Annotated in this window: 8 protein-coding genes and 2 pseudogenes; all 10 read left to right on the forward strand. The window is 67.4% G+C overall.

What is annotated here, in order from left to right; genetic code table 11:
• Window positions 1–162: 162 nt before the first annotated feature.
• The 10 genes and pseudogenes from C4B68_RS05220 (at window position 163) to C4B68_RS05260 (ending at window position 13,920) form a co-directional block, all read left to right on the forward strand.
• Window positions 163–1,770 carry a long-chain fatty acid--CoA ligase gene (locus tag C4B68_RS05220; RefSeq protein WP_099502366.1) on the forward strand — a complete coding sequence of 536 codons (1,608 nt, stop codon included), beginning with the start codon at window positions 163–165 and terminating at the stop codon, window positions 1,768–1,770.
• Between the two features lie 125 nt (window positions 1,771–1,895).
• Complete coding sequence (locus C4B68_RS05225; protein WP_099502365.1) at window positions 1,896–3,269, forward strand: tannase/feruloyl esterase family alpha/beta hydrolase; 1,374 nt, start codon at window positions 1,896–1,898, stop codon at window positions 3,267–3,269.
• Window positions 3,270–3,411: 142 nt separating this feature from the next.
• Window positions 3,412–4,833, forward strand: coding sequence for an extracellular catalytic domain type 1 short-chain-length polyhydroxyalkanoate depolymerase (locus tag C4B68_RS05230; protein ID WP_099502364.1), 1,422 nt, complete (start codon window positions 3,412–3,414; stop codon window positions 4,831–4,833).
• Between the two features lie 564 nt (window positions 4,834–5,397).
• Window positions 5,398–8,454: an AfsR/SARP family transcriptional regulator gene (locus tag C4B68_RS05235; RefSeq protein WP_104879957.1), complete on the forward strand. Its 3,057-nt coding sequence runs from the start codon at window positions 5,398–5,400 to the stop codon at window positions 8,452–8,454.
• Window positions 8,455–8,554: 100 nt separating this feature from the next.
• Window positions 8,555–8,662, forward strand: a pseudogene (locus C4B68_RS44625) (IS5/IS1182 family transposase); the annotation flags it as partial.
• Window positions 8,660–8,995 (forward strand): annotated as a pseudogene (locus C4B68_RS05240) (transposase); the annotation flags it as partial. The pseudogenes C4B68_RS44625 and C4B68_RS05240, both read left to right, overlap by 3 nt.
• A 256-nt stretch (window positions 8,996–9,251) precedes the next feature.
• A complete protein-coding gene (locus C4B68_RS05245; protein ID WP_099502363.1) occupies window positions 9,252–10,874 on the forward strand; it encodes a 4-hydroxyphenylacetate 3-hydroxylase N-terminal domain-containing protein in 1,623 nt (540 codons plus the stop codon).
• A 298-nt stretch (window positions 10,875–11,172) separates the two neighbouring features.
• Window positions 11,173–12,240, forward strand: coding sequence for a maleylacetate reductase (locus C4B68_RS05250; RefSeq protein ID WP_099502362.1), 1,068 nt, complete (start codon window positions 11,173–11,175; stop codon window positions 12,238–12,240).
• A 52-nt stretch (window positions 12,241–12,292) separates the two neighbouring features.
• Window positions 12,293–13,159, forward strand: coding sequence for a dioxygenase family protein (locus C4B68_RS05255; protein ID WP_099502361.1), 867 nt, complete (start codon window positions 12,293–12,295; stop codon window positions 13,157–13,159).
• Between the two features lie 263 nt (window positions 13,160–13,422).
• On the forward strand, window positions 13,423–13,920 hold the full coding sequence (locus tag C4B68_RS05260) for a flavin reductase family protein (RefSeq protein WP_240634182.1): 498 nt from the start codon (window positions 13,423–13,425) through the stop codon (window positions 13,918–13,920).
• The last annotated feature ends 141 nt before the right edge of the window (window positions 13,921–14,061 follow it).

The raw sequence follows: 14,061 nt of genomic DNA on the forward strand, positions 1-14,061 counted from the left end.
ACGGAGACAAACTCCAGACCACGCCCCCGGCGATTGTGGGATTCTTCCCGGCTCTCGGCGGCTGCCACTGCGGCGGGGTGGGAATCTGCTCCACTCCGGGCACCCCCGGACCGTGGGTTTCCTCCGTGGCCGGGCCGCTGCCGTCCGGTGACGATGTGCGCCATGGCAATGATGGAGACCCCGCTCAACACGTGGCTGCTGTTCGGCCACGCCCCGCGTTACTTTCCTGACACCGAGGTGGCCACGCGGTTCCCTGACGGCCATGTGCACCGCTACACCTACGCCGACTTCGCCCGCCGGGCCCAGCAGCTGATGCACGCTCTGGACGCCCTGGGCCTGGAGCCGGGCGAACGGGTGGCGACCCTGGCCTGGAACAGCTACCGGCACCTGGAGGCGTACTGGGGCGTGCCCTGCACCGGACGCGTCCTGCACACCCTCAACCTGCGGTTGTCACCCGAGGACCTGACGTACGTCATCAGGCACGCCGACGACCGCGCCATCCTGGTGGACCCCGACCTGCTGCCGCTGCTGGAGAAGGTGCACGCACGAGGCGGGCTGGAGGGCGTCCGGCACCTCGTCGTGCTCGGCGACACCGTCCCCGAGACCACGCTGCCGGGTGTGTCGGCCTACGAGGAGCTGATCGCCGGCCGGCCGTCCGCGTACCCGCCGCGCGACATCGACGAGATCGCTCCGCTCGGCCTGTGCTACACCTCCGGCACCACCGGCCGCCCCAAAGGTGTGGTCTATACGCACCGTTCCACCGTGCTGCACGCCATTGCCGCCTCCTCCCAGGCGGCCATGGCGATCGGCCCCGGCGACTGCGTCCTGCCGGTCGTACCGATGTTCCACGCCAATGCCTGGGGCATGCCCTACACCGCCACCCCGTACGGCGCCAAGCAGGTCTTCTCCAGCGGTCCCCTGGATCCGGCCGCGCTGGTCGAGTTGATGGCCGCCGAGCGGGTCACGGTCGCCGCCGGGGTGCCGACGATCTGGATGTCGGTCGCCGATGAGATCGAGGCCCGGGGCGGGCTGCCGGAGCTGCGGCATCTGCTGTGCGGAGGCGCCCGCCCGCCGCGCTCGCTGATCGAACGCTACCGCCGCGACTTCGGCATCCCCCTGATCCAGGTCTGGGGCATGACCGAGACGTCCCCGCTGGCCTCGCTGGCCTGGCCCAAGGAGCGGATGCGCGACTGGGACGAGCAGCGGATCACCGACGCCGTACGCACCCGGGCAGGGCTGCCGCTGCCCGGCGTGCAGATGGACATCCGCGACGAGGAGGGCAACTCCGTCGCCTGGGACGGCGAGTCGATGGGCGACCTGCTGGTCCGCGGACCCTGGGTCGCCAACTCCTACCTCGGGGACGAGGGAGCGGCCGGCTTCACCGAGGACGGCTGGTTCCGCACGGGTGACATCGCCATCGGCTCCCCGCACGGCTACGTCGTCATCGCCGACCGCGCCAAGGACCTCATCAAGTCCGGGGGCGAATGGATTTCCTCCGTGGACATGGAGTCGGCCGTCATGGCACTGCCCGAGGTCGCCGAGGCCGCGGTCATCGCCGTCCCCGACGACAGGTGGCAGGAACGCCCGCTGATCTGTGTCGCCACCCGACCGGGCAGCACGGTCACGCTCGACCGTATACGCGACCACCTGGAGCGCAGCGGCTTCGCGCGCTGGCAGCTTCCCGACCGCATCGAGGTCATGGAGGCCATCCCGCGGACGGGGGTCGGCAAGTTCGACAAGAAAGCGCTGCGCGCCCGGTTCGACTCCTGACGCGCCGGCACGGCTGAGCACGGGCACGTCGACTGCTCCACCAGCACGTCCGCGGCGCCCGAGCACGCGCTGCGGACTCCCCCCGTACCCGCACCCGCACCCTCGGAACCGGAGGCCCTCGAACCATGCGCCTGAGACAACGATTCGCCTTCCTCACCACGGCGGTCCTGACGGCAGCGGCGGCCACCGCCGGCGCCCCTGCGGGAGCCGTCGGCCACCCCACCGGACAGTGCGCCACACACGGCCACATCAGTGTGCCCGGCGCCGAGTTGCAGCGGGTCTCCTGCCACGACGACCTGACGACCAGCGCGCTGGCCGGCACGCAGTACACCGACACCACCGACCAGGCCGGCCTCACCGCACAGGGCACGCACAACCCCTCGGGCGTGCCCGGCACACAGATCGACGGCTATTTTCCGGACACCTCGCACCTGAACGCCACACACGGCTGGAACCACGACGCCCAGTTCGTCATCCGGCTGCCCGAGAAGTGGAACGGCAAGCTGGTCGTCACCGGAGCCCCCGGCGTGCGCAAGCAGTACTCGATGGACACCCTCGTCTCCGACTGGGTGCTGGCCCAGGGCTACGCCTTCGCCTCCACCGACAAGGGCAACAGCAGCCCGGATTTCTACACCGACGGCAGACGCCCGGGCGACGCCCAGGCCGAGTGGCACCGGCGCACCACACAGCTCACCCGCGCCGCCAAGGCGGTGGTGGCGCAGAGATACGGCAAGGCCCCCCGCCGCACGTACATGACCGGCATCTCCAACAGCGGCTACCTCACGCGCTGGCAGCTGGAACACCACCCGGAACTCTACGACGGCGGCGTCGACTGGGAAGGCACCCTCTGGCGGCCCCAGGGGCCGAACCTGTTCACCCTCCTGCCGACCGCCATCGCCCGTCAGCAGGGGCGGGCGAGCGACGAGGACATGTACGCGGCCGGGTTCACCCGCGGCTCCGAGTTCCTGTGGCCGTACCACGAGAAGGCCTACTGGGGGCTGACCCAGAAGATCTACCGCGCGGAGTTCGACCCTGCCTACGACCCGGCCTGTCCCGGCGCCTCGGCGGGCTCGACCCTCGAGGAGATCCTCGCCCCCTGCTCCTCCGACGCCATGTACGACTACGCCGCCCGGCCCCGCGCGGTCCACGACGCCGTCCAGCGGATCTCCCTCACGGGCCGCATAGCGAAGCCGATGATCACCCTGCACGGCGACATGGACACGCTCCTGCCCATCGGCGTCCAGTCCGATGTGTACGCGGACATGATCGCCGATCAGGGCCGAGCCGGCCTGCACCGCTACTACACGGTCGAGGGCGGCACCCACGTCGACAGCCTCTACAACTCCCACCCGGACCGGCTGCGGCCCATCCTGCCCTGCTATCGCGCCGCGTTCACCGCGATGACGGCCTGGGTGGAGCACCGTGACGCGCCCCCGGCGAGCGGAACCGTTCCCCGGCCCGGCTCGGGCGATCTGGTCAACTCCTGTTCCCTGAGGTGAGGTTGTGGTTCGGGGAACCCGGTTCTCCCCTCCCTTTCGCGCCCGGCCTTCCATCCCGCGCAATCACCAAGGCGGCACCATGAATTCCCCCTCTTCCAGCGTTCCACTGACGCGTCCCGCTCGTAGACCACGCTCGCGTCGCATGTCAGCGGCGTCGCTCGTCCTGTCCCTGATCGCCCTCGTCCTGGGGCTCCTCCCCGCACCGGCCGCGCAGGCCGCGAGCCTGACCGAGGTGACCGGGTTCGGCTCCAACCCCGGCAACCTGCAGATGTTCCGCTACGTTCCCGACGGGCTGCCTGCCGGCCGCCCGCTCGTGGTCGCCCTGCACGGCTGCACCCAGTCCGCGGCCGCCTTCGACAACGAGACCGGCTGGACGAAGTGGGCCGACACCTGGGGCTTCGCTCTGGTGCTGCCTCAGCAGAAGGCCGCCAACAACGCCAACTCCTGCTTCAACTGGTTCCAGTCCTCCGACTTCTCGCGCGGCCAGGGCGAGGCGCTGTCCGTCAAGCAGATGGTCGACAGGATGGCCGCCGACCACGGCACCGACGCCTCGCGTGTGTACGTCACCGGCCTCTCCGCCGGTGGAGCGATGACCTCGGTCATGGCGGCCTCCTACCCGGACGTCTTCGCCGGGGCATCGGTGCTCGCCGGCCTCCCGTTCGACTGCGCCCGCAGCGTCGCGGAGGCCTTCAGCTGTATGAACCCCGGCTCCAATCTGGGCGCGCAGCAGTGGGGCGACAAAGTCCGCGCCGCGTACCCCTCGTACGCGGGGTCGTATCCGACCGTGTCGGTGTGGCACGGCTCCAGTGACTCCACCGTCGCTCCGATGAACATGACCGAGATCGTCGAGCAGTGGACCCATGTCCACGGCACCGACGCGGTCGCGGACCTCAGCGACACCGTCCAGGGCTATCCGCACAAGGTCTACAGAAACGCTTCCGGCCGTGCCGTCGTCGAGTCGTACAGCATCACGGGCATGGGCCACGGCCAGCCGGTCGACCCGGGCAGCGGGGTCACGCAGTGCGGCACCGCGAGCCAGTACATCCCGGACGCGAACATCTGCGCCTCGTACTGGATCGGTCGGTCCTGGGGGCTGGCCGCGCCCGACGGAGGCGGCACCCTGCCCGCGCCGTCCGGGCTCACCGTCACCGCCACCACCGACTCCTCGGTGTCCCTGACCTGGAACGCGGTCGACGGCGCGGCCTCCTACCGTGTCTACCGCGGCGGCAGCCAGGCCGGCACGCCGTCCGCGGCCTCCTTCACCGACACCGGACTCGCCCCCGGCACGACCTACAGCTACACGGTCGCCGCCGTGGACGGCTCCGGCCAGGCCGGCGCGTCCTCCGCCGCCGTGCAGGCGGCCACCACCGGCGCCACCCACCAGTGCTACACCGACAACAACTACAACCACGTGGCCGCCGGCCGTGCCCACCAGAGCATGGGCTACGTCTACGCCAACGGCTCCAACCAGTCCATGGGCCTGTACAACGTCTTCGTCACACACACCCTCGAGGAGACCTCCCCCGGCTACTTCGTGATCGCCGACTCCGGCTGCCCGTCGTAATCCACCGGTGACGGCTACGCCCTCAAGAGGGGCCGCAATGCCGGGTGTTCCGGCGTCGCACCCGTGCGCGCGGCATTGCGGCCCCTTGGTGACCTCGCCGACGATGCCACCACCACGAGAGACGGGAGCCGCATCCATGCCTCACATGACCGCTTTCGCCAGGAACCAGTGGTACAGCTAGCGCACCTTTCTGACCTGTGCTTGCGTGGGGGCGCCGGCTCCCGAGCCTGCAGCGCCTGCGGTCCAGCGCATGCAGCCGGCCGAGCACGTCTCGGAGAACGGGCCGGCTCAGGGAGCTGAGATGACCGTGCGTCAGGCGCTCGACGCTTCCCTGGCAACCATGCGCACCGCACGGCGACGCAGCTCAAGCGGGTAGGAGAGGGTCGTGCCATGACTCGACTCCACCCAACGCGGGACAGTCCGGGGTCTCTACCGAACCCGGGCCGGTTCACCTAGACTCCAGGAGGAGCACTAAGGAGCGCGGAGGTTGGGCGATGTCGGAACGCTTGGCCTGGGGTGCTGGGACAGGAGTCTGCTCCGCCGGACATCCTCGAAGTTGCTCCGATGATTGAATCCGAACCCGGTCGATCGAGCAGGCCGAAGACACCAGGTCGTCACCACCGCACGATCATCAGACGGAAACTCGCAATCCCCGAGCCTGCGAAAGAGGTTGTCTACCGCCAGAGGCTCAGCCAACGCATACACGAGCTCCTCGACCGCCACACGGTGGTGAAAGTCTTTGCGACCGCCGGTGCTGGCAAGACAACCGCGGTCGTTCAGGCTCTTCGCGACCTCGAGAGGCCTGTTGCCTGGGTGTCGCTCGACGGGACGGAGCAGGCGGCGGGGCGGCTGCTCGTCTATATCGAGGCGGCTGTCGAGGACATAGTCTCCAGTGCAGCGGATGTCGCCTCGGATGCTCTGAGCAGCAGCCTTCAGATCGGTGAGGCAGCTGGACTGCTTGCCGAAAGCCTGCAGGGCAGTCGGCTCATTGTGGTCTGCGACAACGTGGAGCGAATCGCTTCCGACGAGAGCTGCACCGCGGTGCTGTCCTCCTTCGCCCGCTACCTGCCGTCCGACGCGAACCTCGTACTGATCTCGCGCGTCGACGTCCAGCTCGACTTGGGCTCGACCAGCGAGCGCGACCGGGTCGGCGAGCTGGTCGAGACCGACCTTGCCTTCGACGTCCAGGAGGCGAGCGCGGCACTTCGAACAGTCGGTGACGTCGACGTGGACCCCGCGCAGGCCGTAGCCGCGACGGAGGGATGGGTAACCGGCGTCTTGTTCAAGGGGTGGCGCCACGCCCGGTCTCGCGAGATGGATCCTGACTCACTACACTCCTACGTCGCCGCAAACATATTCAACTCGCTTTCCCTGGCCGAACGAACGTTACTGCTTCATACGAGCCCGTTGGGCGAGATATCGGTCGACGGAGCCCGGGCACTGGGCCAGGAGAATGCAGCGCACATCATGGCCGACCTGCGGGGCCGATATCTTCCGGTCACGTGGTCCGCCGATGGTTCGCGCATGACGCCCCACCCCATGTTCCGCGACTTCCTACAGGTGGCTCTCGAACGGGAGGACGCCAAGACGATCGGCGAGGTGCGTCGCAGACACACAGAAGTCCTGATCGCCAACGGCGCGCACGAGGAAGCCGTCGATGAGCTGCTTCGGCTCGGCGATGTGGAGGCGGCTGGGCGGTTGGCCGCCGCCGCCCTCCCAAGCCTGGTTGCGCGGATGGACTTCGCCCTGGCGGCACGTTGGCTCGATGCACTGGGTGCGTCGGTCCGGACCCCGACTCCGGAGATCGGATCCGTCGTCTTGCACGTTGCCTTTGCACTGGAGCAATGGGGTCGCGGAGTTGAGTTCATCGATCGGCACGGCTATGACTGGCTTCCAGAGCTGGGGGCTCCCAACTCGGAGGAGGCCCGCGTCCTGGCTTGTTGGTCCCTTTGGCACTCCGGACGGATCGACGAGGCCCGATCCGTCGGCGACCAGCTGCCACCTGGTCGGAACCGGCGCATCGCCGACACGTTGATCGCGGGCGCAACCGGCGAGGAGCCGCCACCCTTCCCGGAATTCTCAACGATGCCCTCCGGCCCACTCGACGGTTTGCTGATGCGCCTGGCCTTCATCCGCGGTCGCCTTGACGGACTCGACGACCCAGGCACGTTCGACCCGTGGCGCACTATCCTCGGGGGTCCCTGGGTCGTTGCTGCATTGCGCGCCACAGGGCGCTTGGAAGCCGCGATGGCTATGTACGAGCCTCGTCGCGGTTCGTCGCAGCCGGTTTGGTTGCAGGGCGTCGACGCCGTCGATCTCATGCTGGACCTTGGCCGCGGAGAAGAAGCCTGGTCCTTGCTTAAGCGGGGGCGGGACCTCATTGCGTCAACAGGCTCGAAGGTGTACTGGAACATGAGCCTTCTCGCTGAAGCCAAGCTGTGGCTGCGCCTCGAAGGCAACAGGCAACGTGCCGACCGCGTGCTAGCGGCGGCGGCTGCCAACGGCGCCTTGGACTATGCCCTGACGCGCGAGACGTGGCAGCTTTGGACGGGTCTTTCCATGCTGCTGCAAGGCAGAGATGCTGAGGCGCAGGAGCATCTCTCGGCATGCCTGCTGAGTATGCAGAGAGGAGACCGTCAGCTCGATCTCCCGACGGCTGCGGTGTACCTGGCCGAGGCGCAATGGCGGCTCGGCCTCGAGGATGAGTCCGACGCCACGGCAGAGCTGGCCATCGTCTCTGCCTCGACCCACGGGACTCATCACTTGCTGCTGACAGCGTTGGCGGACATGCCATCGGTTGCGATCAGGGCGGCGGACACCAAGCCCAGTCGCATGTCGAGCTATCACGAGGTCCTCGCCGTGCTCTCGGGCCGGCACCCCGTGCGCGTGAATGTGAGTGCGCCACGTCTCGTCCTCGAGGAGTTCGGAGAGCCGATTCTCACGGTCGACGGGAATGTGGTCCAGCCCCGCCTGACGAAGAGTGTTGAGCTGCTCAGCTATCTGCTCGTAAGCCCTGACCGGAGGGCTACACGCGATGAGCTTCTCGGCGCGCTCTTCGACGGCCGCAACGATGCTGCCGGCCGAAGCTACCTGCGCCAGGCCCTCTTCCGGCTTCGCCAGGCGCTCCCCGCAGACCTTGGGCCGTCGCAGGATGGGGATGTCTTCAGTTTGGTTGGCCCGGAGCTGGCGATGGGCTCGGCCCAGCGAGCTGTTGACATTATCGCGCAAGCCGGAAGGCAACACGGAGAGGTTCGACTCCAGACGCTCTTGCACGCCCTCAGCAGTGCAGAGAGGGGCGCTTTTCTGGCTACGGTGTCAGACACATGGGCCGCGGAGCGTCGCGTGGCTCTGACCGAGATCTTGCTGTCGGCCAGAGTCGACGCAGCCAAGTTGGCCTATCGATTGAACCGTCTTCGTGAGGCGAAGGGTCTGGTCGACTATGTGCTCCGCGAGGATCCCTACCGCGAGCAGGCCTGGCAGCTCGCGATCCAGCTTGAGTATGCCAGCGGCAGCGATGACGCAGTGTTGGCGCTTTATCAGCGGTACGTCGCACGGATGAGGGAGCTCGACGTCGCGCCGTCCAACGAGGTTCGCCGACTTGTCACCCAACTGCGCCGATAAGGGCTCGTGCAGATAGGCGCGATGGGATACCTCGGAAGTAGAACAGGCACAGGGCCTGTTGATCATGGAGTTGCGACGCTCTGTGATCACCGGGAGACCTGTGCCTGCCCTGCCATCCTGGCTGACCGAACCCCTCTGGGACCAATTCGCGGCGCTGCTGCCGGTTGGCCGGGCCCGATGCCCCGAACGCCGGCGGGCAGATGATCGTGGTCGCGAGCTGGCCCGCGCCGAGGACCGTATCCGCACCGCCCGCTCAACCGGCCTTACCAACCTGCCTCTCCACGACACCGCGCAGAACCAGGTCTGGCTGGAGATCGTCCAGATCGCCCTCGACCTGCTGGCCTGGATGCCGATGCTGTCCCTGACCGGCCCCGCCCAGCTGAGGGAACCCAAGCGCCTGAGGCTGCGGCTGTTCTCCGCCGCCGCCCAACTCGTCACCACCGGCCGGCGCCGCATCCTCCGCCTCGCGAAGCACTGGCCCTGGACAACAGTGATCAGCGATGGCCTGACGGGCCTCGCAGCGCTTCCGAACCCCGGCTGACCAGCAGCTTCCCGCCCTTACGAGCAGCACCACCCCGACCGGAGCCGTGGAACCCGGCGCCCACCCGACGCGACAGCAGGGCCATCAACCTGCCCACAAGCTGAAATCTCCGCTCCCAACAAGCAGAAAAGGTCCGTCAGCGAGCTGACGAACCCTCATGCAAGATCGACGGTTAAACACCAAGCTAACACCCTGTTCGCGGTTTGGTTAACGCCTTAACCGCGACGATGAGCCGCATCCCTGGAGAACTGGAGGCATGACCATGAGAACCGGTGCCGAGTACCTGGAATCTCTGCGTGACGGGCGTAACGTCTTCATCGATGGTGAGCGCATCGAGGATGTGACCAAGCATCCTCTGACCCGTGGATACGCCGCGCAGGCCGCGCGCTTCTACGACATGCATCACGAGCCCGAAAACGAGGCCTCCCTGACCTTCGTCGACGAGGACGGCACGCGACGCCCGATCGGCTGGTTGTATCCGCGAAACCAGCACGACCTCGAACGACGGCGCGACTACGCCAACCAGGTGATCCGCAGCTTTGGCGGCGGCGCGTTCGGCCGCCTCCCCCAGAGCAACAACGGCAACTGGTACGCCCTCGTGGACGACACCGCCCCTTGGGCTGAGCTGTCCAAGGACACGCCCGCGACCGTCGACCTCGCCCGCAACATCATCACGGACTTCGAGGCCAACCGCGACGCGGACCTCTGGACGGTCCCCCTGCTCAACGACGTGCAGCGCGACCGCTCGGACCCCGAGGCGGCCGCACGCAACCCGATGCTCCGCGTCAAGGAGCGCAATGACGAAGGCATCGTGGTCGAAGGCTGGAAGGGAGTCTCCACCGCGGTCATATTTGCCGACACGATACTGCTCGGCAACATAGTGAAGCCCGGGACAGAACCGGAGCACATCATCTGGGCGAGCGTCCCCGTGAACCACCCGAAGATCACGCACGTGGGACGCCGTTCCAACGCCACACCCGCCGAGTCCGCCTTCGAGCGGCCTCTGTCAAGCCTCGGCGACGAGCTCGACTCCATGACGTACTTCGATGACGTCCTCATCCCGTGGGAGCACATCTACCACCTGGGCGACGTCGATCACTCCAGGCTGTATGCGCAGCGTACGTTCGATTTCGAGCACGCCGACACCCTGCACCACATGATCGTCAACGCGGAGCTCATGACCGGACTGGCGGTCCTCATCGCACAGACAACGGGAACGCTTCAGCACCCGGTCGTGGGATCCGACATCGCCGACCTCGTCCGCTTCCACGAGACGCTGCGCGCCTTCACCATCGCTTCGGAGACGACCGCGTTCGTGACTCCCAGGGGGCTGTGCAAGCCGAACAACATCTTCTACGACTTCGGCCGCGCGCACTACCTCGAGAACGTGGGCCGGCTGACGGAGAAGATCGTGGAGATGTGCGGCCGCTCAGCGGTGTTGTCGCCGAGCGACAAGGATTTCGAGGTTCCCGAGATCGGCACCAGGCTTCTGGAGATGTTCCACGGCACGACGTTGAGCGCGCACGACAAGGTGCGGCTCTTCAAGTTCGTCCAGGACCGGTTCCTCAGCGACTGGGCCGGACGCTTCAGGTCGTTCGAGAGGTTCCAGGGCACGCCGTTGTTCCTCATCAAGCTGCTGACGATGCAGCGCATCTCGACCGACCCCGGCGGCTCCATCACTGAACTGGCCCGCGAGGCAATCGGTCTCGGCACCTCCGACGAGATGACCGCACGCGCCGTCGCCGAGCGGAAGGAGTTGTTCGCCTCGGTGACTTCCGTCGCCGGCGAGCCTGCGCGCGCTCGGGCGGCCGATGCCAATCAGGGCTTCTCGCTGGACGACAAGGATCAGCCCGACTACATCAAGACCCAGGACGCATGACCGCCACCGATGTGCTCGGCCCGCAAGATCCCGCGGGCCGGGCACATCGGCAGCGTGCTTCGCCCGCCGGCGATTCAGGAGGCCGTCCATGAACGCGGTCTGGATGCCCTCAACGGGCGTTGTCACGTAGTTGGGAGTGTGAGTGCCTGACGGTGGGCAAGGGCGTGGTCGGCCTGGGGCATTGGCCCTGGATCAGGCCGTCGCGGGCTGGCCGACGGCGCCGTTGATCTGCTCACAGTTGGCGAAGCGGAAATGTTTGTCCGGAATGCATGAGTCGGTGTCAGAGTGAGGAATTCTGATGCAAGCGTTCGTTCATCGGGGACAAGTCACCAAGGTGGTGTTCGGCAGGGGGACACGCAGCCGTATCCCCGACGAGGTCGTGCTCATGGGCTGCGAGCGCATGGTGGTGCTGTCCACCCCGAACCAGGCGGGGCAGGCTGCCGAGATGGGTGACCTCCTGGGCGCAGCGACGGTCGGGCACTTCGCCGAGGCGACCATGCACACACCGGTCGAGGTCACGGAGAAGGCGGTGGCGTACGTCCAGTCGGTCAAGGCCGATGGTGTGCTCACCGTCGGAGGAGGATCCACGATCGGTCTCGGCAAGGCCATCGCGGCCAGGACCGGACTTCCGCAGCTGGCGCTGCCCACGACGTACGCGGGATCGGAGATGACTCCGATCCTGGGGGAGACCGAAGGCGCCCGCAAGACCACGCGACGACTGCCCGAGGTCCTCCCCAGGACCGTGGTGTACGACGTCGACCTGACGCTGACGCTTCCTCCCGCCGTGGCTGCGGTCAGCGGCGTCAACGCCCTGGCGCACGCGGTGGAGGCGCTCTACGGACAGGACCACGACCCCATCGCGAACCTCATGGCCGGTGAGGCGGTCGACGCACTGATCCGTTGCCTGCCGGCGGTGATACGGCGCCCGGACGACCCGGAGGCACGCGCCGGGGCACTGTACGGCGCTTGGCTGGCCGGTACCTGCCTCGGGTCAGTCGGGATGGCGCTGCATCACAAGGTGTGTCATGTGCTGGGTGGCACGTTCAATCTGCCGCATGCCGAGACGCACACGGTGGTGCTTCCGCATGTCCTCGCCTTCAACGCGGCAGCCGCGCCCGATGCCGTCGAGCGCATCGCACGCACGCTTCCCGGCTCCGAGGGCGGTACAGCGGCCGCTCTCTTCGACTTCGTCGGAGAACTCGGCGCCCCCCGCGCCTTGAGGGACCTGGGCATGCCGGAAGCGAGGATCGACCAGGCAGCCGACCTGATCGTCCAGAACGCCTACTGGAATCCGCGCCCGGTGGACCGCTCATCGGCCAGGGCGCTGCTGACCCGGGCATGGGGCGGCGAACGCCCCGCAGCCTGATCCTCTCCTGCGCACTTTCCACCACAACAGCTTCATCACCAGGGAGCCCCTCATGCGTGACCCCAACAGTGAAACCATCACCAATGCGGTGATCGCCACCTTGGACGGCGCCAAGGACCCCCGTACCGCCGAGATCCTCGAGGCGCTCGTCCGTCACGCCCATGCCTTCGTCCGCGAAGTAGGACTGACCGAAGAAGAGTGGGCCACCGGCATCGACTTCCTCACCCGCACCGGTCACCTGTGCACCCCGACGCGGCAGGAGTTCATCCTGCTCTCCGATGTCCTGGGCGTCACCATGCTGGTGGACGCGCTGAACCACCAGCGCGAGTCGGTGGCCACCGAGAACAGCGTCATCGGCCCCTACTTCCGCGAGGACCGGCCGGAGCACTCCCACGCCGCCGACATCTCCGGGGGCCTCACGGGTACCCCGCTCTTCTTCGAGGGTCTGGTGACCGATCACAAGCGCGAGCCGGTCGCCGACGCGGCTGTCGACGTGTGGCACAGCGACGCCGACGGCCACTACGACGTCGATGTCCCGGGCCTGCAGGAGACCGCGATGCGCGCCCTGCTGCGGAGTGACGGCGAGGGTGGCTTCGCCTTTCGTTCCATCCGCCCGGCGAGCTACCCGATTCCGGGGGACGGAACGGTGGGCGAGCTCATGCGGGTCGCGGACCGGTCCTTGATGCGCCCCGCTCATGTCCACGTGGTCATCGACGCGCCCGGCTTCCAGCGGGTGACGACGATGCTGTTTCCGTCCGACGACCTGTACCTGGAGCAGGACCCGGTCTTCGGCGTCAAGGACTCGCTCGTGGTCGATTTCGCCTCCCACGAAGCCGGAACCGGACCGTACAGCGACCGCACGGACCAGCCCTACACCTTGCTCCGGCACACCTTCGTTCTCGCCCCCGACCAGGGCTGAGCCCTCGCCGGTGAGCGTTGCCTGTGGTGAAAAGCGGTTTCCCATGGCAAGACTTCCGGCCGACCGGAGCGTAGAGCCCTCGAGAGAGATCAGGGACCTGGTGGACCGGCTGCGGCATTGACCCGCCGCCACCACCCGGAACACACGCAACACCCGCTTCGCTGCATGGATCACGTCAGTTTCCCCGTCGTTAACGGGCGCTGGAGCACGCTCCAACTCACCCACAACACAGGGCTCAGATCAATCTTCAGGGAGGTCTACCGATGTCCGAGAGCCTTGAGATGCCCGAAACCCTTGACATGAAGCACGCCTTCCGGGCCACGATGAGCCGACTCGCCTCGGGGGTCAGCGTCATCACTACCCGGTCGGGGGACGCCCCGATCGGCATGACGGCCAGTGCCGTCACGTCCCTTTCGATGGACCCCCTGCAGCTGATCGTCTGCATCAGCAACCGCCTCTTCACCCGTGGCGCGATCGCCGAGCACGGACGATTCGCCGTCAACATCCTCGGGGAAGGCGGTCAAGCGCTCGCCAAGAACTTCGCGACCTCCAAGAAGGACAAGTTCGCAGGCGTGAGTGTCAGCGAGGAGCACGGTGTTCCGGTGCTCAAGGACGCCATCGCCTCCGTCGTGTGCGATGTGTCGGCGGCATTCCCCGGAGGGGACCACACCATTTTCGTCGGCGACGCCCGACACTTCGAGCACCAGGTGGAAGCCCGGCCACTGGTGTACTTCGCGGGCGCGTTCGGCGCCATGACCTGAGGGCATCGGCGGCCTCATCCGGTCATGCCAGCGGGTGAGGCCGTTGAAGTCCCGGCCTTCGGTGCCCGGCCCTCGGTCAGACGCCGAAGGCGCCGAATGATCGCCATCGCACTGGAGGAGGGGCAACGCGGCCTGTCGTCC

Source organism: Streptomyces dengpaensis (genome assembly GCF_002946835.1).
GTDB lineage: Bacteria > Actinomycetota > Actinomycetes > Streptomycetales > Streptomycetaceae > Streptomyces > Streptomyces dengpaensis.

Bases quoted from the DNA above. Each gene is read 5' to 3' on its own strand.
- C4B68_RS05220 (WP_099502366.1), top strand. From the start codon at position 163: ATGGCAATGATGGAGACCCCGCTCAACACGTGGCTGCTGTTCGGCCAC.
- C4B68_RS05260 (WP_240634182.1), top strand. From the start codon at position 13,423: ATGTCCGAGAGCCTTGAGATGCCCGAAACCCTTGACATGAAGCACGCC.
- C4B68_RS05230 (WP_099502364.1), top strand. From the start codon at position 3,412: ATGTCAGCGGCGTCGCTCGTCCTGTCCCTGATCGCCCTCGTCCTGGGG.
- C4B68_RS05250 (WP_099502362.1), top strand. From the start codon at position 11,173: ATGCAAGCGTTCGTTCATCGGGGACAAGTCACCAAGGTGGTGTTCGGC.
- C4B68_RS05245 (WP_099502363.1), top strand. From the start codon at position 9,252: ATGACCATGAGAACCGGTGCCGAGTACCTGGAATCTCTGCGTGACGGG.
- C4B68_RS05225 (WP_099502365.1), top strand. From the start codon at position 1,896: ATGCGCCTGAGACAACGATTCGCCTTCCTCACCACGGCGGTCCTGACG.
- C4B68_RS05255 (WP_099502361.1), top strand. From the start codon at position 12,293: ATGCGTGACCCCAACAGTGAAACCATCACCAATGCGGTGATCGCCACC.
- C4B68_RS05235 (WP_104879957.1), top strand. From the start codon at position 5,398: ATGATTGAATCCGAACCCGGTCGATCGAGCAGGCCGAAGACACCAGGT.